This is a genomic window from Methylocystis sp. JR02 (assembly GCF_030063565.1).
Lineage (GTDB): Bacteria > Pseudomonadota > Alphaproteobacteria > Rhizobiales > Beijerinckiaceae > Methylocystis > Methylocystis iwaonis.
This window is the reverse complement of the sequence record NZ_JASIRC010000001.1, coordinates 1597346-1624148: the sequence shown is the minus strand read 5'-3', so window position 1 is coordinate 1624148 and position 26803 is coordinate 1597346. Positions and strand designations below refer to the sequence as shown.

The 26803-nt window shown below is 63.4% G+C and carries 21 protein-coding genes; 13 read left to right on the top strand and 8 right to left on the bottom strand.

Annotated features, from left to right (window positions below; all coding sequences use genetic code 11):
• Positions 1 to 144: 144 nt before the first annotated feature.
• A complete protein-coding gene (locus QNA11_RS07770) occupies positions 145 to 798 on the bottom strand; it encodes a response regulator (protein ID WP_283482579.1) in 654 nt (217 codons plus the stop codon).
• A 168-nt stretch (positions 799 to 966) separates the two neighbouring features.
• Between QNA11_RS07770 and QNA11_RS07765 the strand changes: the two genes are divergently transcribed.
• On the top strand, positions 967 to 1317 hold the full coding sequence (locus QNA11_RS07765) for a hypothetical protein (RefSeq protein WP_283482578.1): 351 nt from the start codon (positions 967 to 969) through the stop codon (positions 1315 to 1317).
• Positions 1318 to 1462: 145 nt separating this feature from the next.
• Here QNA11_RS07765 and QNA11_RS07760 read toward each other — a convergent pair whose 3' ends face one another.
• Complete coding sequence (locus QNA11_RS07760; protein ID WP_281928474.1) at positions 1463 to 1831, bottom strand: hypothetical protein; 369 nt, start codon at positions 1829 to 1831, stop codon at positions 1463 to 1465.
• A gap of 241 nt (positions 1832 to 2072) precedes the next feature.
• On the opposite strand from QNA11_RS07760, the gene hemN reads away from it, so the two are divergent.
• The 5 genes from hemN (at position 2073) to QNA11_RS07735 (ending at position 7680) form a co-directional block, all read left to right on the top strand.
• Positions 2073 to 3419 (top strand): oxygen-independent coproporphyrinogen III oxidase, encoded by a 1347-nt coding sequence (hemN, locus tag QNA11_RS07755; RefSeq protein ID WP_283482577.1) that lies wholly within the window; start codon positions 2073 to 2075, stop codon positions 3417 to 3419.
• Positions 3420 to 3463: 44 nt separating this feature from the next.
• Positions 3464 to 3853, top strand: coding sequence for a hypothetical protein (locus QNA11_RS07750; RefSeq protein WP_283482576.1), 390 nt, complete (start codon positions 3464 to 3466; stop codon positions 3851 to 3853).
• A gap of 288 nt (positions 3854 to 4141) precedes the next feature.
• Entirely contained in the window at positions 4142 to 5239 is a 1098-nt protein-coding gene (locus QNA11_RS07745; protein WP_283482575.1) for an ATP-dependent DNA helicase, read from the top strand.
• A 257-nt stretch (positions 5240 to 5496) separates the two neighbouring features.
• Complete coding sequence (locus QNA11_RS07740) at positions 5497 to 7380, top strand: patatin-like phospholipase family protein (RefSeq protein ID WP_283482574.1); 1884 nt, start codon at positions 5497 to 5499, stop codon at positions 7378 to 7380.
• Positions 7381 to 7389: 9 nt separating this feature from the next.
• Entirely contained in the window at positions 7390 to 7680 is a 291-nt protein-coding gene (locus QNA11_RS07735; protein WP_283482573.1) for a hypothetical protein, read from the top strand.
• A 259-nt stretch (positions 7681 to 7939) separates the two neighbouring features.
• On the opposite strand, the gene QNA11_RS07730 is transcribed toward QNA11_RS07735, so the two are convergent.
• Entirely contained in the window at positions 7940 to 9196 is a 1257-nt protein-coding gene (locus QNA11_RS07730; protein WP_283482572.1) for a hypothetical protein, read from the bottom strand.
• 131 nt (positions 9197 to 9327) lie between these two features.
• Here QNA11_RS07730 and QNA11_RS07725 point away from each other — a divergent pair, with 131 nt between their 5' ends.
• Positions 9328 to 9939 (top strand): hypothetical protein, encoded by a 612-nt coding sequence (locus QNA11_RS07725; protein WP_283482571.1) that lies wholly within the window; start codon positions 9328 to 9330, stop codon positions 9937 to 9939.
• Between the two features lie 23 nt (positions 9940 to 9962).
• Here the strand turns inward: QNA11_RS07725 and QNA11_RS07720 are convergent, their stop codons facing one another.
• Complete coding sequence (locus QNA11_RS07720) at positions 9963 to 10460, bottom strand: hypothetical protein (protein ID WP_283482570.1); 498 nt, start codon at positions 10458 to 10460, stop codon at positions 9963 to 9965.
• A 190-nt stretch (positions 10461 to 10650) separates the two neighbouring features.
• A complete protein-coding gene (locus tag QNA11_RS07715; protein ID WP_202073742.1) occupies positions 10651 to 11169 on the bottom strand; it encodes an HNH endonuclease in 519 nt (172 codons plus the stop codon).
• A gap of 559 nt (positions 11170 to 11728) precedes the next feature.
• Between QNA11_RS07715 and QNA11_RS07710 the strand changes: the two genes are divergently transcribed.
• The 3 genes from QNA11_RS07710 to QNA11_RS07700 all read left to right on the top strand — a co-directional run bounded on the left by QNA11_RS07710 (position 11729) and on the right by QNA11_RS07700 (position 18100).
• On the top strand, positions 11729 to 13045 hold the full coding sequence (locus QNA11_RS07710) for an exopolysaccharide biosynthesis polyprenyl glycosylphosphotransferase (RefSeq protein ID WP_283482569.1): 1317 nt from the start codon (positions 11729 to 11731) through the stop codon (positions 13043 to 13045).
• An 88-nt stretch (positions 13046 to 13133) separates the two neighbouring features.
• Positions 13134 to 14351 (top strand): exonuclease SbcCD subunit D, encoded by a 1218-nt coding sequence (locus tag QNA11_RS07705; protein WP_502867557.1) that lies wholly within the window; start codon positions 13134 to 13136, stop codon positions 14349 to 14351.
• Entirely contained in the window at positions 14351 to 18100 is a 3750-nt protein-coding gene (locus QNA11_RS07700; protein ID WP_283482567.1) for an AAA family ATPase, read from the top strand. The genes QNA11_RS07705 and QNA11_RS07700 overlap by 1 nt, the downstream gene beginning before the upstream one ends.
• A gap of 35 nt (positions 18101 to 18135) precedes the next feature.
• Here QNA11_RS07700 and QNA11_RS07695 read toward each other — a convergent pair whose 3' ends face one another.
• Positions 18136 to 19230: a TadE/TadG family type IV pilus assembly protein gene (locus tag QNA11_RS07695; protein WP_283482566.1), complete on the bottom strand. Its 1095-nt coding sequence runs from the start codon at positions 19228 to 19230 to the stop codon at positions 18136 to 18138.
• Between the two features lie 165 nt (positions 19231 to 19395).
• A complete protein-coding gene (locus tag QNA11_RS07690) occupies positions 19396 to 20616 on the bottom strand; it encodes a TCR/Tet family MFS transporter (protein WP_281928457.1) in 1221 nt (406 codons plus the stop codon).
• 284 nt (positions 20617 to 20900) lie between these two features.
• On the opposite strand from QNA11_RS07690, the gene QNA11_RS07685 reads away from it, so the two are divergent.
• The 3 genes from QNA11_RS07685 to QNA11_RS07675 all read left to right on the top strand — a co-directional run bounded on the left by QNA11_RS07685 (position 20901) and on the right by QNA11_RS07675 (position 25803).
• Positions 20901 to 22472 (top strand): porin, encoded by a 1572-nt coding sequence (locus tag QNA11_RS07685; RefSeq protein ID WP_202073627.1) that lies wholly within the window; start codon positions 20901 to 20903, stop codon positions 22470 to 22472.
• A 91-nt stretch (positions 22473 to 22563) separates the two neighbouring features.
• The gene (locus QNA11_RS07680) at positions 22564 to 23280 is read left to right on the top strand and encodes a tetratricopeptide repeat protein (RefSeq protein WP_283482565.1); all 717 of its coding nucleotides are present in this window, start codon (positions 22564 to 22566) and stop codon (positions 23278 to 23280) included.
• Positions 23281 to 24063: 783 nt separating this feature from the next.
• The gene (locus QNA11_RS07675; protein ID WP_283482564.1) at positions 24064 to 25803 is read left to right on the top strand and encodes an OprO/OprP family phosphate-selective porin; all 1740 of its coding nucleotides are present in this window, start codon (positions 24064 to 24066) and stop codon (positions 25801 to 25803) included.
• A gap of 79 nt (positions 25804 to 25882) precedes the next feature.
• On the opposite strand, the gene QNA11_RS07670 is transcribed toward QNA11_RS07675, so the two are convergent.
• Positions 25883 to 26533 (bottom strand): Fe2+-dependent dioxygenase, encoded by a 651-nt coding sequence (locus QNA11_RS07670; protein WP_281928450.1) that lies wholly within the window; start codon positions 26531 to 26533, stop codon positions 25883 to 25885.
• Between the last annotated feature and the right edge of the window lie 270 nt (positions 26534 to 26803).

Here is a 26803-nt window from a genome sequence, read left to right as displayed (position 1 = left end):
GCAAAGCCCGCGCTGAACTTCATCCCTAGCGATAACGCGTCCTGTTGGTCTGTGCCCGCCGGCGTGGGTGGCCGGGACAAGCCCGGCCATGACGGTCCCCGAAATGTGTGATTCCCTTAGACCTGCTTAGCGAAATATCAGCAGCTACCTTTCCGACAGCGCCCGTATCGCCAGCTCTGTCCGGCTGCGCAAATGCAGCTTGGCGAGAATGGTCGAGACGTGGTTCTTCACCGTGCCTTCCGCGAGGCCCATTTCGCGCGCGATTTCGCGATTGCCCTTGCCGGCGGCGACGTGGTTGAGGACGTCCTTCTCGCGTTCGGTGAGCGGCTCCTCGTCTTCGAACGATAATTTGCTCGGCGTTCTGACGCGGCGAAACTCTGAGAGGATTTTTGTCGCGACGCTGGGCGACAGACGCGGCTCGCCGCGCGCCGCCGCGCGGATGGCGGCGAGGATTTCGGCCTCTTCGGCGTCCTTCAGCAGATAGCCTTGCGCGCCGGCCGACACCGCCTCGAAGACAAGCTCGTCAGTGTCGAAGGTCGTGAGCATGATGACGCGGGTGAGGGGCGCTTTCGCCAAAATTGCGCGCGTCGCGGCAATGCCGTCCATGCGCGGCATTTTGAGGTCCATCAGGATGACGTCGGGCGCATAGGCGAGGGCGGCGCTGACCGCCTGCGCGCCGTCCGCGGCCGTGGCGACCACCGCAATATCCTTCTCGAGCGCCAACAGCGCCGCCAGCGCCTTGCGGATCACGCTCTGATCCTCGGCGATCATTAGGCGTATCTGCTTTCCGGCGGTCAATCGGCCTCTCCCCGCCAACCACGAGTTTGGCAATATAATAAGCGCAACCAGGGCTATGCGCAAAAAGCTGACTGGAAGCTGAACGGCGCGGACACCTTCGGTTCAGGCGCGCGGCGCGATAGTCGCTTCATGAGGCCGAGGGAAAGCCTCGATCCAAGGGAGCCTCCGATGCGCCTGAATGTCAAAAAGACGATCGCTCTCACTGTTTTGGCCGGATTGCTTGGCGCGGGCGCCGCTTCGCCCGCCGCCGCCGATGGCTGGGGCTGGAATGGCGGCTACGGCTGGGGGCATCATGGCGGCTGGCGACATCATCATGGCGGTTGGAACAATGGCGGCGCGGCCGCCGCCGCGGCGATCGGCGGTCTGGCGCTCGGCGTCGCCGCCGGCGCGATGAGTCAGCCCCAATATGGGACCGGCTACGGCGGCTATTATGGCGGCGACTGTTACCCCGTCGATCGCCCGGTCATGGACGGCTGGGGCAATGTGGTCGGCTATCGCAGGGCCCAGGTCTGCGATTAGCGCTCTCTTAATCTCCTCCGACCCGTCCTCCCCGGGTTTTGTTGCGTCCCGCGTGCTTTCCGAGTTTCCGCCGCCCACCCCCGCACCCCTCTCGCGCGGCGGCGGACAAAGAGCCTCCCGGAGCGATCCGGGAGGCTTCCTTTTTTCAGATTGGCTTGAAGGCGAGCGAGGATTTGCCCTCGGCTGGATCGCGCCGCCAGATGCTGGCGCTGTCGCGTTCGAAATGGGCCTTGTGGCCCTTGCGCGCGACGAGCACGAGGCGGCCACGGTCGAGCGACCACCGCACCGGGTCGAAAACCACAATGCCATTGTCGCGGCAGGCGGGGGCCAGTTGCGCTCTGCCGCCGCCCATCAAGGTCAGCATGCAGCCGGTGTCCTTATCGTCACGCAGAATGCCGTAGCGGCCTGCCGTGTCGCCGGCGGCGACGGCGTTGGCGAGCGGCAAAGCGGCGAACAGGGCCGCGGCCAGGCCGAGGCGCCGCAGCTTATCCGCGCGCGGGGAAGAGGTCGACATCGACGCATGCTCCAGAGTGGGTGAATCGCGTGCAGTCTGCCCTTTTCACGCGCCCGGGCCAAGGCGTCTGCAGCCGTTTTCGCAGCAATTCGGCTGAGCAATCATGCGCCAACGCACGTCCTGCTCAGATTCCGCCAACTTAGATGAGGCGCGGTAATCTGTAGCAGGCGGGGGCTTTTGCGCAGCGCGGTCGATCGGGATAAAATTCGTATGAATTCGTCTTCCAGGAGTTCCCCGCGCCATGGACCCGGCCGCACTCGCGCTCGCCGAACGCTCCGCTCCTCGCTACACGAGCTATCCGACCGCGCCGCATTTCGTAAAAGAGATCGGCGACGTCGAGATGCGCGACTGGCTCGGCGCCCTCGATCCGCACGCGACGCTCTCGCTTTATTTCCATGTGCCGTTTTGCCGGGAGATTTGCGCCTATTGCGGTTGCCACACTAAGGCCGTCCGGCAGGAGGCGCCGCTCACTGCCTATAAGGAAACGCTGCTGCGCGAGGTGGAGATGACCGCGCGCGCGACAAGCGCGCGCAGCGTGGCGAGCATCCATTGGGGCGGCGGCACGCCGGGCATTTTGGGGCCCGCGCGCTTTGGCGAGATCGTCGAGCGCCTGCGCGACCTCTTCGATGTCACCCATGAGACGGAACATGCGATCGAGCTCGACCCGCGTCTCCTTGAGCCGGATATGGCCGAGGCGCTGGGGCGGGCGGGCGTCAACCGCGTTTCCTTTGGCGTGCAGGATCTCAACGCCCATGTTCAGGAAGCGGCCGGCCGAGTGCAGCCCTTCGAGATCGTGGAGCGCGCCGTCGCGATGATGCGCGGCGTGGGCGTCAGCGCGATCAATCTCGATCTGATGTATGGCCTGCCGCTGCAGAGCGTCGCGGACGTCGAGCGCACGGCCTCCATGGCGGCTTCGCTCGATCCGCAACGGCTTGCGGTTTTCGGCTATGCGCATGTGCCCTGGTTCAAGGCGAACCAGAAGCTTATCGACGCCGCCGCGCTGCCCGGCGCCGCCGAGCGCCTCGCGCAGGCCGCGGCGGTGCGTCGCGCGTTGGAGCGCGCGGGCTATGAGGCGATCGGCCTCGATCACTTCGCGCGGCCAAGCGATCCGCTGGCCGTGGCGGCGCGGCAGGGGCGCATGCGCCGCAACTTCCAGGGCTATACGATCGACAGCGCAAGCGCTCTGCTGCCCTTCGGCGTTTCCTCGATCGGCCGTCTGCCGCAGGGCTTCGTCGGCAACGCCACCGATCTTGCCGGCTGGCGGCGCGCCGTGGAGGCGGATCGATTCCCGGTCACCCGCGGCCTCGCCTTTTCCGTCGAGGATTTGGCGCGCAGCGAGATCATCGAGCGGCTGATGTGTGACTTTAGCGTCGATTTCGGCGCAGTCTCGCTGGAGCATGGCTTTGCAGTCGACGCCTTCGACCAGGCGCGCCTATCCTTGAGCGGGCTGGAGCGCGATGGCGTGGTGGCGCTGCGCGACCGGCGCGTGAGCGTCACAGAGCGTGGGCGGCCGTTTGTGCGCCTTGCCGCTGCGGCTTTCGACGCCTATCTGGAGGCCGGCGCGGCGCGCCATTCCGCGGCCGTTTAATCTGCGAGAAGTAAAGCCGGGCAGGGGGCTGTCTGGAGAGGCGCATGACGCCGCTGACGGCCTTTTTCGCCAAATTCATCGGCGCCTATGCGCTGTTTGCGGCGGCATGGCTCTACTTCCGCCGCGAAGCCGCGGTGGGCTTGATCGAGCGCATCTCCCACGATCCCGTCTTCGAATCGATGATTGGCGTGCTCCGGCTGGTCTTCGGCCTGGCTGTCATCTCGGCGCATAACCGCTGGGATGGATGGCTGGAGGCGCTGGTCTCGGCGCTTGGCTGGATCGGCCTCTTCAGCGGGCTTGCGACCATGTTCCTGCCGACAGGCTTTTTGCGCAGATCGGTCGACTGGATGCAGTTCAAGGAGAAGCTGCCCGTTTACGCGCTTATTTCGGCGCTTCTCGGAGCCGTGCTGCTCCTCGGCGGCCTTGCTGCGTGATGCGCACGCCAAGCTCCAGGTTACGCACCAGCGTCATGCCCGCGCTTGTCGCGGGCATCCACGCCAAGACATTGCGACACGCGGGGAGGAGAAGCGGCGTTGTTCAGCTTATGCTCTCAGCTTTTCTGCGTCGGCGCGGCGTGGATGGCCGCGACAAGCGCGGCCATGACGCGGGAACACGTTTGCTCGTTAACCCGAATTCGGAGCCCTGATGCGTGCGCGGAGCGGCTTGTGAGTGGGAGCCGTCTCCGGCATCGTGCGCCTTCCCGATTCTAGCCAAATGAACCCATGCCCGTCTGGACGCCCGAACAGGAGAATGCGCTGAACAGCGTCGCGAAATGGCTTGCGACGCCGCGCGGCCCGCAGGTGTTTCGCCTGTTCGGCTATGCCGGCACGGGCAAATCGACGCTCGCGCTTCATCTTGCCGAACATGTCGACGGCGACGTCGCCTTCGCCGCCTTCACCGGCAAGGCCGCGCTGGTCATGCGCTCCAAGGGCTGCAAGGACGCCCGCACGATTCACAGCCTCATCTATCGCGCGACCGATTCTGAAACCGAGGAGCCGTCCTTCGTTTTGAATGACGAGAGCGACGCGGCGCGCGCGAAGCTCATCGTCATCGACGAATGCTCGATGGTCGACGAGGAGCTCGGGCGCGATTTGCTGTCCTTTGGCAAGAAGGTGCTGGTTCTCGGCGATCCGGCGCAATTGCCGCCGGTGAAGGGCGGGGGCTTTTTCACGGAGGCCGAGCCGGATGTGATGCTGACGGAGGTGCATCGCCAAGCCTCCGACAATCCCATCATCCGCCTGTCGATGACGATCCGCGAAGGCGGCACGCTGACGCGCGGCGTCTATGGCGAGACGCGCGTCGTCTCGCGCGAAGGGCTCGATCCCGCGCTCGTCACCGGCGCCGATCAGGTGCTGGTGGGCATGAACAAGACGCGGCGCGCCTATAACGGGCGACTGCGCGAATTGCGCGGCTTCACCGGGCAGTTTCCGCAATCAGGCGAAAAACTCGTTTGTCTGCGCAATAACCGCAAGAAGGGCCTGCTCAACGGCGCGCTGTTCACGGTGAAAAGCGCGGGCGCGCTAAGGCGCGGCAAGATACGGATGCTCGTCATGCCGGAGGAGGGCGAGATGGGCAAATTCCAGCGCGTCGCCGTCATCCCGCAGTTCTTCGATGGCGGCGAGGGCGAAATTCCTTACGCGATGCGCAAGGATTCGGACGAGTTCGATTTCGGCTATGCGCTGACGGTACACAAATCGCAGGGCTCGCAATGGGACAATGTGACCCTCTTCGACGAGTCTTTCGCCTTCCGCGAACATCGCGCCCGCTGGCTCTATACGGGCGTCACGCGCGCCGCGCACAAGCTGACGCTGGTGATGTGAAGCAGGAAGCCAGAACGCCATTCCCGACGCTCGCGGAGCGAGCGATCGGGAATCCAGAGCAAAGCTGGCTATTTTGGCTCTGGAGTCCCGATAGGGCCTTCGGCCCATCGGGAACAAGCGCCAATGCGAGCTATTCAAACGGCAATGGTATAACGCCCGCGCCTTCGCTTTCGGCGCGATAAGAAAGGCAGACCCGTTGTCAAAACGCGCGCGCGAGCGTTAATCTTCCGTCTCATATTTCAGTGATGGAGGTTTTTATGACGACTGCGCGGATTCTAGCCATTGTCCCGAGTGTCGGCGCCTATATCCCAACCGTATGGAGCCTTGCGCCCGGCCAGAAGCTGGGACTCGCCTTGTCCGGCGGCGGTTTCCGCGCCTCGCTCTTCCATATCGGCGTGCTGGCGCGATTGGCCGAACTCGACCTGCTGCGGCGGGTCGATGTGCTCTCCACCGTTTCGGGCGGCTCGATCATCGGCGCATTCTATTATCTCAAGCTCAAGAAGCTGCTGGAGGAAAGGCCGCTCGACCCGAATGGCGAACCCATTTTGCCGTCGTCGCAGGACTATGTGGACCTCGTCGGCGAGATCGAAAGCGAATTTTTGGCGGCGGTTCAGACCAATGTCAGAATAAAGGCGCTGCTCGACCCCGTCGCCAACGCCAGGATGATTTTCTCGGATGATTATTCGAGAAGCGACCGCATCGCAGAAGTATATGAACAGTGCTTTTACAGCAGATTCGCGAAGAACCCTGGCGAGAAAATTCCACTGTCGGATTTGCTGATCACGCCAGCCTGGATGCAGCCCGGCTTCAATGTGCGGGAGTATAATTCGACATCGGATTTCAAGATTCCCATCCTCAACCTCAACGCGACGTCGCTGAACACCGGCGGCCGATGGGTTTTCACCGCGACGGATCTGGGCGAGGTCCCCTCGGCAAATCCGATCGGCACGATCAAGCCCTTGCCAAGGATCAGTTATTCGGACCCCAGTTTGACGCCGGAGCAGCAAAAGAAGCTGGCGCAGATCGGTCTTTCCGAAGCCGTCGCCGCTTCGGCCTGCGTGCCGGCAATCTTTACGCCGCTCGCAATCCACGATCTTTATCCGAAGGGAGCGAATGGCGAAGAGATTGTGGTCGAGCTGGTCGACGGCGGCGTTTACGATAATCAGGGCGTCGAGGCGCTGCTTTCTGAAAAATGCGACCTGATCATTTGCAGCGACGCCTCCGGGCAGTTGGACGGGAACCGTACGCCGGACATTCAACTGTTGCCGGTCGCCACGCGCTCGAATGACATATTGGCGACGCGCGTGCGCGCCGAGTGCTACGACAATCTCCGCAATTGCCCCGGCGATGGGAGCTTCGTCTTTTTCCACCTGCGCGACGACTTCCCCGGAAATTCGGCCTATCCGTCGCTGCCCGGGCCGGTCGACCAGTGCAACGGTCTCAACGATGGGCATATCTACGCCCTTTCCAATATCAGAACCGATCTCGACGCCTTTTCGGACATCGAAGCCTATACGCTGATGTACGACGGCTACTGTCTCGCCGACTATTTTCTCCAGCATAACCAAGGTAACGCGGGGCTCGGCGCGCCGTCGCCCGGCGGCTCGCCTCGGCAACCGTGGCGTTTCCTGGCCATCCGGGGGATGGTCAAGACCGACAAGCAAAAGCTGCTTTCGCATCTGCTGATAGGGAAATACTTGTTCTTCAAACCCTTCTACGCCGATCCCGCGCGGACCTGGGGCGTCACGCTCCTTCTGCTTGCGCCCGTCCTTTTCTTCTTGTGGGCGCGCGTCGATCTCGTTGCCGAGCTCTACAAACTATTCGTCGAAAATATATTGTACTACATATTGCCAGCGGCGCTTATCGGCGCCGCGGGCTACGCCATCGTCAAGGCTTTGGACAATGCGCCAAAATTGCTGAAACTGTTCGATTTCATTCGGAAATACCGGCGCGCCGACAACCCCTTGCTCACCGCCCTGTTTTACGCGCCCGGACTTTTCGGCGCGGCAGTGGCGTATTTGAACCTTTCTATCTACAACAAGATCTTCCTTCAGGCCGGGCGATTGCCGCCGTCGGACGGCGAGGCGGCGCCGGAGCCCGACCGCCGTCCGGCGCAAGTGGAGGTAGCTGCTCAAGAATAGAGGAGAACCATGGCCGAGCGCGCGATCGAAATGCGCCGTCTTTCCGACGGCGCCGTCTATCGCTTTCTCCCGGCGCCAGCGGCCGCGGACGGGCTGCCGCGCTTCAAGCGCGCCGACAAGGACATCTGGATTCTACGCGACCCGGATTTTGGCTGGATCGTTTGGGACGCAGAAGAGCAGGCGTTGATGGGGCGGCCGTGGGACATCGCGATAAATCGCCAGGGCGCGACGCCGCCGGAATGCGACTGGGTAAGCCGGAAGGGCGCGAATTCCTTCGTTTATCGGCTGGTCTTCGTCTGATGCAAACCCGCTTGAACTGCGGTTTTTTGCTGTTCGAGGCGGGCTGAAAGCTCGACTGGGAACCTGGAGCCATAAGAGCGCTGGTTTTGCTCAGAGCCCGTCATTGCGAGCGAAGCGAAGCAATCCAGGGCAGCGATGCGGCATTGGATTGCTTCCTCGGCTCCGCCTCCTCGCAATGACGACGGTAATTCCGATCGCTCGCTTTGCGAGCGTCGGGAATGACAGGCAACCGAACGGGGCGAGATCTCGTCTAAGACGCCTACTTCGTCCAGGAATCGATCGCATCGGCGAAGATGCGGTCTCCGGAGGGGCCCTTTTCCATATTGATCGTCGCCGGCCGCCCGTCGGTGAATTGCAACGGCAGGTCGATCACCGCGAAGGAACGCAGGAGCTGGATGTTGCGCGCTTCATGGTCGCCGCGCATCAGGCCGATGAGGAAGTTGTTCTCGGTAATGGGCACCGGAATGCCGAAGACCTTTTCGCCGGCCTGCGCATCGGCGCGACGCATCTGAATCGGGCCGATCGCCTTCACGCCACCGAGCGGGCTCCCCGGCGCCGGCTTGAAAGACACGTTGATCGTGTGGGAGGCCGAAAGCGCCGAGTCGTTGTTCTTTTGAATCAGCAGCGTCAGCTTCATCTTGCCGTCGGGAATATCCACATCGCCGCGGATCGCCGAACTCACCGGCTCTCCGGGACCGCCGCCGACATTCTCCAAACGCCAGACCACCGTGGCGTTATAAATCCGGTCGACCTTATCGGGCGCCTGCAAGGTCGCGACCCACAATTCCGCCTTCTGCGCCACCGGCACAACGACCGTGCGCTTTCCAGATGACGGCGCCGGGGCGGATGCGCCGCCATCGACGCGGCCGCCGAATTTACCGGCCTCCGCCGCGTCGGAAGGCGATGTCTCGGCCGGCTGCAGCTTTGCGAGATCTTCCGGCCGTTCACGCAGATACCATGCGAGGCCGCCGACGACGGCGATCAGCGCCACCAGCACGCCTGCGAGGGCCCATATGCGCTGCGTTGGACGTTGCGCGCGCGGCGGCAGAGGCAGCGGCGCGGCGGGACGCTGCGCTTCGCGCGGCGGGGCTTCCGACTCGGCGGCGGGGAGCGCGTCGGACCAAGCCTCTTCGGCGCTGCGCTCGGCCGGCGGCGGCTCCGGCGGCGCTGCGGGCTTCGACGGTTCGGCGGCGCGCTGGCGCGTCGGCGCGGGCTGCGGCTTCGGCGGTTCCGGCTTCGCGGGGGCGGCGGTGGTCGGCGCTGGTTTCGTAGCGGATGGCTTCGCCGGCGCTGGCGGCGCGTTCTTCGCGGCGATTTCCTGTTCGAGGCGCGCAACAGCTTCTTCGAGCGCGCGGCCTTCGGCGGAAATGTCCGCTTCCGCAACCGGCGGCTGAATGCTTCTCAATTGATTGAACAACGCCTTGCGCGCCCGATCATAGACAGCCTGTCGCGCGTCGGGCGTCTGCTGGGGTAGGGCGGCAATGGCGCGGGAGATCAACGAATAGTAATCAGCCATGGTCGGTTAAGAGCACTTCCTGCCGGGGGCGTCAATCCTGACCCCTTGCAAATGCGAGAAAAACAAGGGATTCCAGCATGCTTGTCGGCGATCGCGACGCGGCCGGCCGAGCCTGATCGGAAGAGGAAGATATGTCATCGCTCATCTCATTGGCGCGTCTCTTTGGCGTCGCCTTCGTCGTCGCATTTTTCGCGCCGGTTTGCGCAAACGCGATCAGCATGGACAAGGCCTCGACCATTCGCGACCAATGCGAAATCTCGATAGGCCCTGACCTTATCGGCGTCGTCTCCTATATGCCCGATCGTTCGCGTGATCGCTTCTGCGGCGATTTCCCATCGACGGGCCGAATCATTCTCACAATCGACCTCATCGCCGAGCGGCTGCGCCAATTGCCGATCGAGGTGCGCATCGTGCGCGAGAAAAACGGACCGATTTCCCTGGAGGAAGATCCGACGCCTTTCACCGTGGCTTATCTTCCGCCGCGTCTCTATCCAGGCGGCGCCGTGCCGATGGAGCATGTGTTCGACGAGAGCGGCGCTTACGCCGCCTTGATCACCGTGACGGAAAACTCCGGAACGAAGCGCACGACGCGTTTCGCCATCAACGTGGGCGGCCCGCTGCAGTTCTATGCGACGGCGATGCTGTCGGCAGTGTTTATCTTTGGCGCAGCTTTTCTCTATTGGCGCTACACGGAAGAAAAGAAGCAACGCGATCGCACTTCGCGCGCTTTCCGCCCGACCTGAATCGGTCAAGTGAGGAGCTCGCTCTAAATTCCGCGCCCGTCGCTCGCAGTCTGCGGCGCCGCCGCCTTGCGGGCGGGCGCGGCGATCGGCCAATAGATCGCGCCGGTCAGCGCGCCGGTGAGGAAAAACAAAAGCGCGAGCCGCGCCTCCGCCTCGCTGACCTTATGGGCGCGCTCCAGCCCTTTCGACGCGCGCGCAATCCAGGGCGAGGCGCCCGCGAGGACGCCGCTGACGCCCGAATACCAGACGATGGAGCGCGCGCCGGCCGCTTCGCCGACAAGAGCCGCCACGGCGAGCGGCGCGGCGCAGACCGCGACGATGGCGGCCCATATCACAAAGCCGAGCGTGGCGACGGCGTCCTCCGGCTCGATCGCTTCGTCCAGGATCGCGAAAATCCCCGCGAGGACGGAGGAGAGGCCTGCTTCCCGCGTCACGGGATCGAAGAAAGCCGAAACGAAGAGAAAGACCGCGCCGACGCCAACAGCGATGACGAAGCCGAAAACAATGACGATCAAGCGCATAGCAACTCTCTGGCGCCGGCCTTATACGAGATCCGCTTGATTGGGCCGGTGTCATTCCCGACGCTCGCTTGAGCGAGCGATCGGGAATCCAGAGCCAAACCAGCGATATTTTGGCTCTGGATTCCCGGTCGGGCTTTCAGCCCGAGGGGAATGACATTCCCCAACGCGAGCTGTTCAAACGGAAATAGCCTTACGGCTCGAGCACCGAATCCCAGTAGAGATAATCCATCCAACTGTCATGGAGATAGTTAGGCGGAAAGCGGCGGCCGTTGCGATGCAGGTCGACGACCGACGGCTGATAGGGCGTCTGCGCCGGCGTCATATGCGCGTCGAGCGGCAGCCGGTCGCCCTTGCGCAGATTGCAGGGCGAGCAGGCTGCGACGACATTCTCCCAAGTGGTCGCGCCGCCCTTGGAGCGCGGGATCACATGGTCGAATGTCAATTCGTCATGCGCCCCGCAATATTGGCAGGTGAAGCGGTCGCGCAGGAAGACGTTGAACCGCGTGAAGGCCGGCTGACGGGCCGGCCGCACATATTCCTTGAGCGAGACCACAGAGGGCAGGCGCATCTCGAAGCTCGGGCTTTTGACCGTCTTGTCATATTCCGAGACGATATTGACCCGATCGAGGACGACGGCCTTGATGGCGTCCTGCCAGCCCCATAGCGAAAGCGGATAGTAGCTCAGCGGGCGATAGTCCGCGTTGAGCACCAGCGCGGGACAAGCTTGCGGCGAGACATATTGGTGTCTGAAGTGAGCGGTCACCTTGCCAGCCTCTCGGTTTCGAGAAGGGCCCGAAGGACCGCGCCAAGGTCCACACCGGCCTTTTGCGACTCTCTATATGTTACAGGGAGGATGACGGGCTTGTGAAGGCGCCTTGTGCAGCCGATTTGCGCGGCTTGTCCGGCAGGTTCATGAAGTAGAAATCTAGCAAAACGATAGGTATTTTGAATAGTTAATTCCAGCGTGAGGCGGTGTTTTGAAATTCCCGATTGGCTGGCGAGCAGAGGACGGCGCCAGACAGGGCTCATTACTTGCTCCGATTCGGCAATAGCATCGCTCTTGTTCCGTTTTGGGGCAGGCGAGCCGATCCAGGGCCGATCAATTGTCTCAGCAGGCTGATTTTTCCAAAAGGCCGTCTCAGTTTGAAACGCGGTCCCCAAAGGCGAGGCCGCGGCTTCTCGCGGGGACGAATCGCGGCGCAGCTTATTGGGCGCCCCGCCAAAGCACGGCCTTCGTCCGGGCGTCGTTCTCGCTCCTCGCTGCATCTTTGGATTTTCTGGCGCTCGTCCTGACCTCGGTCGTGGTCCAATTCGCCTATGGGGCGCTCACGATCGGCAATCTCGAACTGGGCCTCGTTGCGACGATGATTTTCCTTCTCGGGAGCGTCGTCCGAGAGGAATATTCTTTCGCCAACTACCTCCAGCTTCGCGGCCACGCCTGGCGCTGTTTCAGCCTGTGGAGCGTCGTCAGCCTCCTCGCGCTCGCGATCGGATTTCTGTCCAACGTCACTGGAGAGACGTCGCGGGCCGCTTTTGTGCTGACCTCGACCCTGGGGTTTGTGGCGCTTTTCGCCGAGCGGGCGACGCTCACCCGTTTCGTCCGCTCCAGCGCGGCCTCGGGCGGCGTATCGGCGCGGCGCCTCTTTCTCGTCGGTTTCGAGAAAGACATCGAGGCCTTCACCTATCGCTACAAGCCCTGGACCTGCGGCATGAGCGTAGCCGCCGCCGTGGTGCTGCGCGAGACCGAGCATACGCTCGACGACGACCTCACGCTTGCGGCGGCCTCGGCGCGTATGCTGCGGCCCGACGACGTCTTCATCCTCTCGCCCTGGTCGCGCACCGATGTGATCGACAAATGCGTGACAGCCTTCCTGCGCGTGCCCGCCCGCATCCATCTCGGGCCGGAGCGCGTGCTCGACCGCTTCGCCAACGCCCATATCGACAAGGTCGGCGCGATCTCGAGCCTGAGCCTCTCGGGCGATCCGCTCAATCTCTTCGAGGTGGCGGCGAAGCGCGCCTTCGACATTGTGGTCTCGGCGCTTGCGCTCGTGGCGCTATCGCCGGCGCTGTTGCTCTGCGCGCTGGCGATCCGGCTCGACAGCCGCGGGCCGGCGCTCTTCTATCAGCGCCGTTACGGCTTCAATCGCCAGACGTTCCGCATCGTGAAACTGCGCACGATGACCACCATGGACGATGGGCGCCACGTCAAACAGGCGACGGCGAATGATCCGCGCGTGACCCGCGTGGGGCGCATTTTGCGCCGATACAACATCGACGAGCTGCCGCAGCTCTTCAATGTGCTGCGCGGCGAGATGTCGCTCGTCGGGCCGCGCCCGCACGCGCTAGCGCATGATCAGCTCTTCGAGCGGCGGATCGCGCTCTATGCGCGCCGTCACAACGTCAAACCGGGCATGACCGGCTGGGCGCAGGTCAACGGCTTGCGCGGCGAAATCGATTCGCCGGAGAAGATCCGACAGAGAATCGAGCACGACCTTTATTACATCGACAATTGGTCGCTGCCGCTCGATCTCTGGATCGTGTTCCTCACCGTCTTTTCGCGCAAGGCGTATCGCAACGCGGTTTGACGAGTTGGGGGGCCGGGCGGCGGGCCCGGGCAGGCAAGTTGCGTATCGCTTGCCTCGGGTCCGCCGCTTGCTGCTTACTGTCGCCGCTGTGATTCGACTTCTGCATACCGCCGACTGGCATTTGGGCGCCGCGCTGCAAGGCTGGTCGCGAGAGCCCGAGCATCGCGCCGCGCTGGCGCAGCTCGTCGCGACGGCGCGCGCCCGCGCCGTCGATGCGGTGATCGTCGCGGGCGATGTTTTCGACAGTCTCAACCCCTCCGCCGAGGCGCAGCGCCTGCTGTACGATACGCTGCGCGACCTGCGCGCCGCCTGTCCGCGCGCGGCCATTGCGCTTCTTGCCGGCAATCACGACCCCGCCGGCAGGCTGGAGGCGCCCCGCGCCTTGTTCGAGATCGCGGGGGTGCATTCGGTGGGCGTCATCGCGCGGCGAGAGGGCGCGCTCGACCTTTCTACGCATCTTCTGCCGATCCGGGACTCATCCGGCGCGGTCGGCGCCCATCTTCTGGCGCTGCCCTATCCGCGCGCCGCCGACCTGCCGATCGCGGGGGTGGATGTGGCGGGCTCTGCTACCGTCTGGGGCGTGCGGGCGCTTTATCGGGAGGCCGTCGACGCCGCTCGGGCAAAAATCGGCGGTGCGCCGCTGATCCTCACGGGCCATCTCCATATCGCCGGCGGGCTCGAATCCGAGGGCGAGCGGCGCATTCTGGTGGGCGGCGAGCATGCGGCGCCGCCCGACATCTTTCCTGCCGACGCCGCTTATGTGGCGCTTGGCCATCTCCATAAGCCGCAGAAGGTCGGCCGCGAGACGATCCGCTATTCCGGCGCGCTCATCCCGATGTCGAAATCGGAAATCGACTATGCGCATGGCGCCACAATCGTGGAGATCGACGTGGCCGGCGCTGCGACCGCCGAGCATGTGCCCTTCACCCGCAGCGTCCCGCATCTGCGCCTGCCGCGGCAGGGCGCGCTGGCGGTCTTGGAGATTGAGAGCGCGCTTTCCGCTCTCGCGTTCGCCCCAGAAACGCCCGACGAAGCGCGGCCTTTCGTGCATCTCAACGTGAAGATCGACGGCCCCGCCGTGGGATTGAAGGCCGAGATCGACGCCATCTGCGAGAAGTTTCCGGTCCGCCTCGTCTCGCTCGCCGTCGAGCGGCCGCAAATGAGCGAAGCGCCTCAGCCGGCGCCAATGCGGCTTGCCGAACGCCAGCCGCGCGATCTCTTTCGCGAGGCTTTCGAAGCGACGCATCACGTCGCGCCGACGGACGAACATTTGCGCTGCTTCGACCGGCTCGCGGAGGAAGCGTAATGCGCATTCTTGCGATCCGGGGCGAAAATCTTGCGAGCCTCGCCGAACCCTTCGCCATCGAGTTCGAGAGCGAGCCTTTGCGCTCGGCGGGACTTTTCGCGATCATTGGCGAAACGGGCGCGGGCAAGTCGACCATCCTCGACGCGCTGTGTCTGGCGCTTTACGACGAGTTTCCTCGCGTCGTAGCGCCCGGTGCACGAGACGAAATGCCGGACCCCTCTGGGGCGACCATCAAGGAAAATGATCCACGCACACTGTTACGGCGCGGGGCGGGGCGCGGTTTCGCAGAGGCCGATTTCGTCGCGCGCGACGGTAAACGCTACCGCGCCCGCTGCGATCTCATGCGCGCGCGCGGCAAGGTCGCTGGGAGGCTGCAAAATCGCGGCCGCAGTCTTTGGCGCATCGACGAGAGTGGCGAAAAGATCGAGACGCTCGACTCCGGCGTCGAGCCGGTCAACCGTCGCATCGTTGAGTTGACTGACCTCACCTTCGATCAGTTCCGTCGCACGGCGCTTTTGGCGCAAGGCGATTTCGACGCCTTTCTGCGCGCCGACGCCAAAGAGCGCGCCGATCTTCTGGAAAAAATCACGGGCGCGGAAGTCTACGGCCATCTGTCGAGACGCGCCTATGAGCGCTGGGACGAGGCCGCGCGCGCCGTGAAGGCGTTGGAGCAGCAGCGCGCGCTCATCGGCGCCATGCCGGAGGAGGAGCGCGCGGCGATCATGACTGAGAGCGAAGAGATCGGCGCGCGGCGCTCGACGCTCGCCGCCGAGCAGAATGAGACGCTCGACGCCTTGCGCCGGATCGACGCGCGCGCGCAAGCGCAGCAGAAGCTCACTGAGGCGGAAACCACGCGCGCCGCTGCGAGCGAGGCGCTGGCGGCGCTCTCGCATCAACGACAAATGCTCACGGACCTCGCTAACGCCGAGCCCTTGCGCGCGCCGCGCGAGGAGCTTCGCAAAGCCGAAGAGTTATTGGCTGAAAAACAGGCTTCTGCGTTGCTCGCGCAACAACACGCCGAGGCGGCGCAGGCCGCCTTGGAGGCGGCGAGGACGCAAGAACGCTCCGCGATGGCGGCGTTAGGCGCCGCGCAGCGCGAGATCGAGACATTCGAGCCGCTATGGCGGGAGGCGAGTGCGCTCGACGCGCGCATCGAGGCTCAGCAGCGTGAAGCCGCCAAGGCGCGCGAAGTGGAAGCTGCCGCGGCACTGCGCCTTGCCGGTAAGCAGGAGGCGCTCGCCCGCGCTCGGTCGGAAGAAGAAGCGGCGGCGGCTGAAAGCGCGACGGCGCAGGGCCGGCTGGAAACGCTCGAGGCAGCGCGGTCCTTGAGCGAGCGGTGGGAAGAGATCGACGACTGGCTCTGCAAGCGCACGCTTCTGTCAAAAGAAAAAAGCGAAACAGAGCGCGCGTTGCAAGACGCAGCAAAAGAGTTGGGCCGCGCCGGCGAGATGCGCGCGGCCTATGACGCCGCCGACAAAGCAGATCGCACGCAGCTTGACGCCGTGCTGGAGCAGACGCGCGAAAGAGAAACGGCGCTTCAGGCCCTCGATGCCCCGACTGCGCAAAAACGGGCGGAGGCGTTGTCCGCCGCGCAAGAGGCTTTGCTGTCCATGGCGCGTTGCGCGCGCGATTACGCCGACGCCGAGGCGATTGCTGAAAGTGCGGCGGCGGACATCGCCCGGCTCGGCTCGGCGCATGGCGCGCTTGTCGAGCAGTTGGAGAATTTGCAAGCGGCGCGCAATGCCGAGGTCGCTCAAACCGCTGAGGCCGAGCGGCTTGGCGAATTGGCCGACGCCGCCGCCGATCCACATGCGCTGAGGCTGCGCGCCGCCTTGGACGATGGCGCGCCTTGCCCGGTCTGCGGGGCGAAGGACCACCCTTTCGCACATGCCGAGAACGCCGCGCGGGCGCTCGTCGATGCTCTGCGCGCCAAGCGCGAGGCGGCGCGTCAGGCGCTGGCGCGAACCAACAAGGCCATTTCGGAAACGTCTGCTCAAGAGGCGGCGACGCGCGCCATGCATGAAGAGGCGGCGCGGCGTCTCAGTGCAGCGACAGCGGCGCTCGAAGCCGCCACGCGCGACTATGCGGCGCTGTTTGCGCAAAATCTCGATTGCTGCGCCCCGCAGGAGATAGCGGGGGCCGGAGCAAAAATTGCCGCTTTGCTCGAAGAACTCCGCGCGCAGCGCGCGGCGCTGACGAAAATACACGACACGGCGCAGAAGCTCTCTTTGGAGATCGAGCGCCTGCGCAAGGCGTCGGACGACAAGCGCCACGCGATCGAGGGGCGCAAGGAGACGCGCGACGAAGCTGAGGCGCTCGCGCGGCGGGCGGGCGAGGCGCAGGCAGGGCACAAAGAAGAACTTGCGCGCGCCATGGAGGGCATCCGGTTGCACGACGGGTCGCTTGCGCCCTTTCTTACGCTTTGCAATCTCTCTACCGCCGATCTCGACCGCGACGCCGCCGGCGCGCGTAAAAGGCTCGAAGAGGCCGGCGCGCATTATCGGAAGGCCAAGGAGGCGCATGATAGCGCCGCCGCGCGGCTTATCGAGCTGAGGCCGCAAATCGCAGCCTTCGAGGCGGAGACGCGTTCGCTCGCCGATCAGGCGAAAGCTGCGGCGGCAGAGCATCTGGCGCGCGCCGCAGACCTCGCCAAATCGCAGCAGGCGCGCAGCGTGCTGCTCGGCGGCGAAGCGACCGCAGCCCACCGCGCGCGTTTCGAGGAACAGCACAAGACTGCGCGCGGGACGCATGAGGCGATGCGCGAGGCGCTGTCGGCGGCCGATAAGGCGAAAGCCGCAAGCGATGAACGCAACGCCGGCGCCGCGCGCGACATCGCGGCGGCGCAAGCCGCTTTGGCGGCGGCGCGCGCGGCTTTTAGCGAAGCGCTCGCAGCGGCGGGGCTTGCCGAAGAGGACGCCACACGGCTTCTTGCATTCTCGCGCGAGGAGACGGCGGCGATGCGGCTCGTCGTCGAAAACGCGCAATCGGCGCTCCACGCAGTGGAGGCGACTCTCGCGCAACGGCGCCGCGATCTTGCCGAAGCCGAGGCCGTTGCGCCGATCGACATGGCCCGCGACACTCTCGCCGCGCGCCAGGCGGAATTGGCGCAGGCGCTCGACGCCCTTTCTGCGCGGTTAGGCGCCTTGCAGGAGCGGCTTGCGCGCGACGATGAGGCCCGCAGCCGCGCGCGCAGCCTGTCGGAAGAGATCGCGGCGGCGCAGGCCAATCGCAGGATTTGGGAAGAGATCAATGCTGCGATCGGCTCGAAGGAAGGCGACAAATTCCGCCGCTTCGCGCAGAGCGTGACGCTCGAACAGCTCGTCGCGCTCGCCAATCGTCGCCTGTCGTTGCTCTCGCCGCGCTATCGGCTGGAGCGCGCCGGCGAGATCGGATCGCTCGGGCTTCAGATCGTCGATCACGATCTTGGCGACGAGCGGCGCTCGACGCGCTCGCTGTCGGGCGGCGAACGCTTCCTTGCGTCGCTCGCCCTGGCGCTCGCGCTCGCGGGTTTGGAGGGCCGGGATTCCTTCGTCGATACGCTATTCATCGACGAAGGCTTCGGCGCGCTGGATTCGGCGACGCTCGACGTCGCCATCGATGCGCTCGAAAATCTGCAAGGGCAGGGGCGCAAGGTCGGCGTCATCAGCCACGTCGAATCGATGCAGGCGCGAATCGCGACGAAAATCTGCGTCGAGCGGCGGGGCGGCGGCGTCAGCGCGGTTCGGCTGCGCGCGCCGGGCTTTGCCTAAAGCTATTCGCGGACCGACCATGCGGCCACGCCTGCTCATTGGGTCAATCTGGGGGCGCCGCTGTAATTATTGTTCGAGGCGCAGGTCGTTTGGATGCTGAAGAAAACGTCCTGGTTCGACCAACTCCCGCCGGTCAACGAGCCGGCATAGGGCGTATCCTCCCAGGCGTGGGTGTTGGTCGCCGTCGTCTCGCCTTTGGCGCAGGGCAAAAGCTGCATGATAGAGGGCGCGGTCGTGGTCGAATACATATTGACGCCGTTGACGAAGAGATTGCGCGATTGGGCGGCGTCCGAGGTGCTGTATACGACAGGCGACGCCGTCTTCGTATAGGTCTTGCGGGAAGCTCTCGTTCCGGACGTAACGCAGGTGTAATTCCTGGTCGACGACGATTGGGAGGTGGTCGGCGCCATTCCCGGGCCGCAACCGTCCGTGTAAACCGTCATGGTCAGATAGGCGTTGTCGTAATTCGAGCCGAGCGAAATGGACGTATTCACAGGCCCGGAGACCATATCGCCGCCCGACAGGAATTGCGCTGTCGTCGTTCCGGTCCCGCGGCCGCTCTGGCCGCCCAGGTCGACCGGCTGATAGACGTATGACGCAAGAAGCGTGTCGCTGGATGCGCCGACCGTATGAACATAGAGGTCGACTTCTTTCCAGTACCAGCCATAGGCGCCGGTCAGCGTGAAGATAAGAGTCGACGGCGTGCGCGCGGTCTGATTTGTCGCCGTCGCAGTGGCCCGGATCGGAATCGAGTCGATATAGGCGAGCTGCAGAAAGGTCGTCGGCACTTTCGCGTCGGCCGTGCCGGTGATCGAGCCGTCGGCGTTCTTCGTCCAGGAGACGGTCGCGCTTTTCAGCAGCGAGGCGTCGGGTTGGTTCGTGAGATGTATCGTGGCGGCGGTCGATTGATTTGCCGTCGCCGCCAGTGTCGCCGTATCGAGCGCCTGTTGAAGCTCCGATTTCGCGCGATCGACTCGCATGAAGTCGACGCCGGCGCCAACGAACAACATGATCGGCAAGAGCGCCATGGCGAAAAGAACTGCCACAACGCCGTCGTCCTCGCGCTGCATGGCGTGGACGAGCAGTCGAATCCTGCCCGAGTAATGGGAGAAGCCCCGAGTCCGCATCATGCGTCTCTCGTTTAGTTATGTAGTGATGCGGTATTACTCCTTAGTCGTTGACAAACCCTTCAGAGAATATCCTGGCCTCGCATCAAAATTCGGATAATTGGCGCAGCCCGCCCCGGACGCGCGATTGCGCCGTTTGCGGAATTTTATGAATAAATACTTGTTAAATTAAAGCAATTTGTAATTGATGGCTTTCAATCCCAGCGTAAGACTGGAGACGAGGAGCGCCGCGGCGGCGAAATAGCTCGCGCCGGAGAAAAAATCGATCGACAGCGAGAAGGCGAAAATCTGCGAGAAGATCAGCGGGCCGGTCATGCCCGAGACCCCGCGCAGACTGCCGAGCGCGCCTTGCAGCCGGCCTTGCTCCGAAGAGCCGGCAAGCCGCGTCGCCAGGCCTTGGAAAGACGGATTGGCCATGCCCCAGAGCGCCACCAACGGCGCCCCCGCCATGAAGCCCAGGCCCGTCGGCGCGAAGGCGAAGGCGAGAAAGCCGAGGGCGCCGGAGACGAGCGCAATGGTCAGCGTCACTTTTTCGCCGAGCCGCGCTACCGCGGGCCGCACCAGCCCGCCGGAGACGATGGTTTGCGACACGCCGACAATTGCAAGCGCCCAACCCGTGTCGGCTACGTCCCAATGATAGCGCTGCTGCGTATAGAGCACGAAAAGCGCCGGCAGCGATTCATGCGCGAGATAGGACAGGAAGAGCGCGCCGGATAGCAGCGTCAGCGCGCGGTCGCGCCGCAGGAAATCGAGCGAGCCGGCCACATTGGCGCTGCGCCAGACAATGCCGGTCGTGCGCTTTTCGGGCGGCAGAGATTCAGGGAGGATGAAATAGCCGTAAAGCGCATTGGCGAGGCTGAACGCCGCCGCGGCCCAGAACGGAAAGCGCAGATCATACGCGCCGAGCGCGCCGCCGATCGCCGGGCCGAGGACGAAGCCCAGGCCGAAGGCGGCCCCGATGAGGCCGAATCGGCCCGCGCGTTTCTCCGGCGGGGTGATGTCCGCGATATAGGCGTTGGCGGTCGAGACGCTCGCCGCCGTGGCTCCGGAGATCAGCCGCCCAATGAGGAGAAACGGCAGCGAGGGCGCGAGCGCCATGAAGATATAGTCGAGGCCGAGCCCCAGATTGGAGGCCAGCACGACCGGGCGGCGGCCGAAATGATCGGACAGGGCGCCGAGCACGGGCTGGAAGAAGAACTGCATCGCCGCCCAGGCCAAGCCGAAGAGGCCGACGATTCGCGCCGCCGAGCCCAGATCCCCGCCCTCGAACTGCACGATCAGCTTCGGCAGCACCGGGATGATGACGCCCAGAGCCAGCATGTCCAGCGCGACGGTGACGAGGATGAAGATGAACGCCGCCTCACGACGAGGCTGTTGCGCGGGGGTCATCTGTGGCCTTGCAGTTAGGAAAAGTCGGCCTTCCCGATAGCGGCAACGCGACCGCGCGGCAAGGCGGTGATTTGGGCGAGGCCAGGACAAGCTATGGTTAATATCATGGCTGAGTGTGGCCGTTATGCCACGCGAATCAGGCTTGTAAATGCTAAAACTGTGGCATTGGGGCCACAGTTGCGTTCGCGCCTCCTGTCACAGTTTGCGTTCTATGAAAATTGTCACGCCATTGTCATCGACGGGCGGCTTCACTCGCCCCCGGAAGTTAACGAAGGGGGTTCCTTATGAAACTTGGTGTTGGACGGGCCGCATTTGCCGCCGCGGCGTTCGGTCTTCTCGCGGGGGTGGCGGCCTCTCCGGCCGCGGCCGACACGGCTTCGGAAATCCGCGCGTTGAAAGCGCGCCTCAACAAGCTCGAATCCGAAGAGGCGGCCGCGAAACGCGCCGCCAAGGCGGAAGCGCAGCGCGCACATGCCGCGCCGGCCGTGGCGCATGCGCCGGAGGCGCCGAAGCACTGGTACGAGAAGCTCAGCATCCGCGGGTACACGCAGATGCGCTACAACGACACGATCAACGCGGACAATTGGAACAATGTCTACAGCCCGCATGATCGCTCGGTGGGCCCGCGCAGGAACTTCCTGCTCCGTCGCGCGCGCCTGATCGTCAGCGGCGACGTCTCCAGCCATCTGTATCTCTACGTTCAGTTCGACCTTGCCTCCGCGCCGTCGGGCACGTTCAGCAATAGCTTCACGGCGGGGACCAATCCCTCCTACGCCCTGTACAATCCCCAGATCGGCATCTACGGCAACTCGGCGGGTAATTTCGCCCAGATGCGCGACGCTTACGCCGATATCTCGATCGACGAGAAGAAAGAATTCCGTTTCCGCGTCGGTCAGTCGAAGATCCCCTACGGCTTCGAAAACATGCAGTCCTCGCAGAATCGCCTCGCGCTGGACCGCGCCGATGCGATCAATAGCTGCTGCAAGGACGAGCGCGATGTCGGCATCTTCTTCTACTATACGCCCGAGCATATGCGTCATCTCTTCCGCGACCTTGTGAGGAACAACCTCAAGGGCACGGGCGACTACGGCATGGTCGCTTTGGGCGTCTATAACGGCCAGGGCGCGAACCGCATCGAGCTGAACAACGGCGTCCACATCGTCGGTCGCTTCACCTATCCTTACGTCTTCGCGAACGGTCAGATCGTCGAAGCCTCGATCCAGGGCTACACCGGCCGCTACATGCCGACGACGTCCGCGATCACCCCGTCTCTCGGCATGGCCACCAACTGGGCGGGCTACCGTCCTGTCGGCTTCCCTGGCGCCGGCGTGCCTTTCGTCAATGCGCCCGGCTATTTCGACGGCACCCGGAATCTCGTGCTCGGCAATTATCCCGGCGCGAACGCCTGGGGCTGGAGCTGCGCCAATGGCTGCCAGGGCGTCAAGGACGATCGCGTCGCCGTCACCGGCGTGATCTATCCCCAGCCCTTCGGTCTGCGCGCCGAATGGAACTGGGGCCGCGGCCCCGCTCTCGATCCGACGCAGACCTATATCCGCTCGGCCGGCCTGAACGGCGGCTATGTCGAGGCGACCTATAAGTATGACGACAAGGAGTTCGGCCTCGGCACCTTCTTCCCCTTCTTCAAATGGCAGTATTTCAACGGCGGCTGGAAGACCGAAACCAACGCTCCGTCGGCCCGCACCTACGAATGGGACGTCGGCGTCGAGTGGCAGCCGCTGCCGGAGGTCGAGGTGACGGCGGTCTATTCGAATATGAACCGCACCAACACCGGCGCGGCGCCCTACCGCCAGTTCCATGCCGACTTGCTGCGCATGCAGCTTCAGTGGAACTACTGAGCGAAATTCGATACGCTCGACAAACAAGAGGAACGTCCCCGGTTTTTTCCGGGGGCGTTCCTATCTCTTTATAGCGTGAAAAAGGGTTCGCATGCGAAAGCGCATTGGCTCATTCCTGATCCTGCTCGCCGCCACAATCGCGGCTAGTTCAGCTCGCGCCGACGCTTACGAGGACGTGACCGCCGCGACAAGCAAGGGCGACTACGCGGCTGCGGTAAAAATCCTCAAGCCGCTGGCCGAGAAAGGCGAAGCGCGGGCGATGTCCGAGCTCGGCCCGATCTACCTTATGGGCAAGGGCGTCCCGATCGATCACAAGGAAGCGATCAAGTGGATCAGGCAGGCTGCCGAAAAGGGTGACGCGGCGGCTCAGGCCAATCTGGGCACGATGTATCTCGATGGCCACATACTGAAGCAGGACTATGCGGAAGCGATGAAGTGGAGCCTGCTCGCAGCGGACAAGGGCGTCGCGGCGGCGCAGGCAAATATCGCCAGCATGTATTATGACGGCTCCGGGGTCGGGCAGGATTATAAGGAAGCCGCGAAATGGATGCGCCTCGCGGCGAAGCAGGGAGACGCCGAATCGCAGGTCAATCTCGGAACCATGTATGTGGCGGGTCAAGGTTTGGATCGTGACCTGCTGCGCGGTTACATGTGGACCGCGATCGGCCTCGAACCTTTGTCCATGCCGCCCGACCAGAAAAAGGAAATGCAGGAGTTATCCGCGCAGCTCCTCTCTGAGCCGGATCTCGCCAAGGCCAAAGAGATGGTCAAGAAGTGCAAGGAATCGCAATTCAAGAATTGCGATTGACGATGAGCCTGAATGGCGCGTCGGCGAAGCCGCGCCGCGAAGGGCGGTGCGGCTTTTTTGTCGTGGTTTTTTTCTAGGGTTTTATTTTGGGCGCGGCGCGATTCTTTTCCGCCGCAAATTTTGAACGATTGAAGCGGCTGTTTGCGCGCCAGGCGCCCCCCTCTGAATCTCGACAACAGCGTCTTCGGTCCCGATCTCTCGCTATCGGGAGCGCTCGCAAGCTCTGGTTTCTTGCGAGAGGCTGATCGACGAGGATTGTTTCAGCCCCGTTCAGCCAAGTCCACCACCACGCCCCTACGGCGATAGGCTTTTTACCCGTTCTTCGCGCCTTTGGACAGCGGGCTCGACCCAAGGCGGGCGGATCAGGCCGTCGGCTCCTTTCGCCGCGACCCATCCGCTGCGCATAGCGCGAGGTTGAGAATGGGATCCGCTGCGCATAGCGCGAGGTTGAGAATGGGATGCCGATATTTCTGCCATATGTCCAATAGATTTCTTGCATTGCCAATCAGCGATTATATGTTTCTCAAATACAGTAATGTTTCGAGGTGATGACTGGAGTGTTTCAGATTCACTGGAAGTATGTCGTAATATTATTGGTTGACACCATGTAGAAATATTCAGAAATGTGTCCGAACTGTGTTGCAAAATGGCAACGATATTGGTGAATAACTATCTATAGCGCAGCTAATACTTAGAATGTCACGGATATGTCACAGGATGTATCGACTATGCCTCAGCCTAAAAAATAGGCACAATCGGAGTGCGGGCTGGAGAAATTCGGACATGATCAAGAAATATGCAGTTTGCGGCGCAGCGCTCGGCGCGCTTCTATCCTCGTCGGGAGCCTTCGGGGCCGCCGACCCGGGGTCGATCGAAAAGCGCATGAAAGCTCTGGAGGCGGAGATGGCCAAGCTGCGCAAGGAAGCGAAGGAGGCCAAGGCCGCGGCCGCCGCCAAATCCAACGTCGCCAACCTTTCGCACAAAGGCGACGTCCACGCGCCGCCGCCGGTGTTCGTAAGCTTCAAGAACGGTCTCTTCGTCGAGACCGAAGACAAGGCTTACAGTTTCAAGGTTGGCGGCCGCATCATGGTGGACGGCGGCGGCATCTCCCAGCCGTTGAACGGCTTCTCGAACCAGGTCGGCGTTCGCCAGATCCGTCTCGAGGTCGAAGGCAAGGCCGCCCAAGTCTGGTTCTACAAACTGCAGTACGACTTCTCCGGCACCGGTCAGGTCACCGGCAACAATCAAGTGCTCGGCGGCATGCGCGATGTGTATTTCGGCATCCAGCATCCGGCCCTGTCGGTTCCTTTCGCGAAGGACCCGCTCTTCGTGATGGTCGGCAATCACTTCGAACCGTTCAGCCTCGAGTCGACGTCTTCTTCTAAGTTCCGCACGTTCATCGAGCGCGCGATGGCGGTGGAAGGCATCGCCCCGAACCGTCACCTCGGCATTTCTGTGGGCGGTTACGGCGACAATTGGACCGGCCGTATTGGCGTCTTCTCCACATCGATGGAAGACGCCTCCTACACGCCGGGCCAGAACACGCCGTCGAGATGGGGCATCCCGAAAGCCGCTGGCTGGGTCTCCACGGGCGGAGCCCAATATGTCGACGTCGCCGGCCGCTTCACCTATGCGCCGATCAAGGACGAGCACAATCTGCTGCACTTTGGCGTGTCGGGCCGCTACCACAGCCCGAACGACGCCACCGGCGCCAACGACGATCGAGTTCTGCGTCTCGGCAATCGCCTGCGCTCGGAGGCGACCGTGCTCGGCCAGGGCCTTCTGGGCACGCCGGATATGTCCTGTGGCTCCTACGCCAACGGCGGCTTGTTCGGGGGCATCCCATTTAGCGCGGTGGCCGGGCACTGCACCAAGCATGTCACGAGCTACGGCTTCGAGCTCGCGGGCGCCTATGGGCCGTTCGACATGCAGGCCGAATATATCGCAACGGATTATACGCGCGACAACAACAAAATCCTGCAAGCTCGCGCCTCGGGCGTGTTCGCTCCGGGCGGGTCGAGCTCTCACTTTGGCGGCTACTATATCTACGGCCAGTATTGGGTGACGGGCGAAGAGCGCGCCCAAGCCTACAGCACCTCCGATAAGTCGGGCGCGAATTTCTTCGAGCCGAAAATCAAGAACCCCTTGAGCGCGGGCGGCTTTGGCGCGTTCAGCCTGGCCGGTCGCTACAGCTCGGTCAATCTGAACAGCGGGCCTTACTCCGGTTCGGGCCTCGCGAATATGCTCGCCTACACGACTTATGTGCAGCCGAGCCCGGCCACGACCGCCGCAATTGTCAACTCCGGCGTTTATGGCGGCCGTCAGGAGAACGTCACGACGGGCTTCAACTGGTATCCGGACAAGGGCGTGCATCTCCAGTTCAACTGGACGCATGTTCTCCACGTCTCGGCGCCGCTCAACGATTACAACATCGTCGGCGCCCCGATGCCGGGCCGTCAGGGCTTCTACTACAATGGCGCGCATCCCGACCTCTTCGAGGCGCGCGCGCAGGTCTACTGGTAAGAGTTCGCGCAAGAAGACCGTCCCGCGCCTCGCGCGGGGCGGTTTTTTCAGGGCGCGGAAAAGACGCCGTGGCTCTGCGCTATTCGCACCACATGCGCATGAGACTTGCCGCGTTCTTCAGCAGCAGGTCGACCAATTCGTCACGTCCATGTCGCGCGACGTAAGAGCGGTGAACGACATTGAGCTCGCGGAGAACCGTGCGCCGCTGTTCGTCCCGCACACGGCTTTCGATCCAGCCGACGCATGCGAGGCGGCTGCCCCGAGTGACTGGCGTCACGCGGTGAATCAACCCGGTCGAATAGAGGAACAGGCTGCCGATCGCGGGCTTGACTTTCAAGAGACCGTGCTCTTGCTCTAGCACCAATTCGCCGCCGTCGTAATTGGCGTGATCTTCGAGAAACAAGGTGAACGAGAGATCGCACCTGTAGTTGTTCATGATCGGCGCGTCGGTGTGGTTGCCGTATTCCATCCCGACGTCGTAGCGGTTGACGCTCATCGCGGCGATGCGTTTGGGGATGGCGTAAAGCTCTACCTCTTCGTGGGTCATCAACCTCGAAGCGATGTCGTCGAGAATCCTGCTACCTTTCTCGCGGTCCATTTGGAGATTGTTTTTGACGCGCGCCGCAAGGCCGGTGGCCGTCGACGAGCCGGCGTTGAAGGGCGTATCGACGATCTTCCTACGCAGACGTTCGGCGCTGTCCCGATCCAAGAAATTGTCGATGAGCAGCACGGGAAAATCCTTTCCGTGGATCGAGCGAATTCAATCGCACTTCTTCCAGGTCGCTCGACGCAGGGCCGGCAACGACGACCGCGCCGAGAGGAGGCGATGACGCAGGCTTTCTGAATGGCGGAGGCATGATCGAAAGGGAGCGCCCGGCACAAACTGGCGGAGCCGTGCCGGGCGCTGGGGGTCGGCCGCGGATGGAGACCGGCCGACGCGACGCAATTATACCCGGGGCGCCTTGGACTCTGTTTCTGAAGCATTGCTGCTCTGCGTCAG

Coding starts and splice junctions, on each gene's coding strand:
- QNA11_RS07765 (WP_283482578.1), top strand. CDS start 967: ATGCGCCTGAATGTCAAAAAGACGATCGCTCTCACTGTTTTGGCCGGA.
- QNA11_RS07760 (WP_281928474.1), bottom strand. CDS start 1,831: ATGTCGACCTCTTCCCCGCGCGCGGATAAGCTGCGGCGCCTCGGCCTG.
- hemN (WP_283482577.1), top strand. CDS start 2,073: ATGGACCCGGCCGCACTCGCGCTCGCCGAACGCTCCGCTCCTCGCTAC.
- QNA11_RS07750 (WP_283482576.1), top strand. CDS start 3,464: ATGACGCCGCTGACGGCCTTTTTCGCCAAATTCATCGGCGCCTATGCG.
- QNA11_RS07745 (WP_283482575.1), top strand. CDS start 4,142: ATGCCCGTCTGGACGCCCGAACAGGAGAATGCGCTGAACAGCGTCGCG.
- QNA11_RS07740 (WP_283482574.1), top strand. CDS start 5,497: ATGACGACTGCGCGGATTCTAGCCATTGTCCCGAGTGTCGGCGCCTAT.
- QNA11_RS07735 (WP_283482573.1), top strand. CDS start 7,390: ATGGCCGAGCGCGCGATCGAAATGCGCCGTCTTTCCGACGGCGCCGTC.
- QNA11_RS07730 (WP_283482572.1), bottom strand. CDS start 9,196: ATGGCTGATTACTATTCGTTGATCTCCCGCGCCATTGCCGCCCTACCC.
- QNA11_RS07725 (WP_283482571.1), top strand. CDS start 9,328: ATGTCATCGCTCATCTCATTGGCGCGTCTCTTTGGCGTCGCCTTCGTC.
- QNA11_RS07720 (WP_283482570.1), bottom strand. CDS start 10,460: ATGCGCTTGATCGTCATTGTTTTCGGCTTCGTCATCGCTGTTGGCGTC.
- QNA11_RS07700 (WP_283482567.1), top strand. CDS start 14,351: ATGCGCATTCTTGCGATCCGGGGCGAAAATCTTGCGAGCCTCGCCGAA.
- QNA11_RS07695 (WP_283482566.1), bottom strand. CDS start 19,230: ATGATGCGGACTCGGGGCTTCTCCCATTACTCGGGCAGGATTCGACTG.
- QNA11_RS07690 (WP_281928457.1), bottom strand. CDS start 20,616: ATGACCCCCGCGCAACAGCCTCGTCGTGAGGCGGCGTTCATCTTCATC.
- QNA11_RS07685 (WP_202073627.1), top strand. CDS start 20,901: ATGAAACTTGGTGTTGGACGGGCCGCATTTGCCGCCGCGGCGTTCGGT.
- QNA11_RS07680 (WP_283482565.1), top strand. CDS start 22,564: ATGCGAAAGCGCATTGGCTCATTCCTGATCCTGCTCGCCGCCACAATC.
- QNA11_RS07675 (WP_283482564.1), top strand. CDS start 24,064: ATGATCAAGAAATATGCAGTTTGCGGCGCAGCGCTCGGCGCGCTTCTA.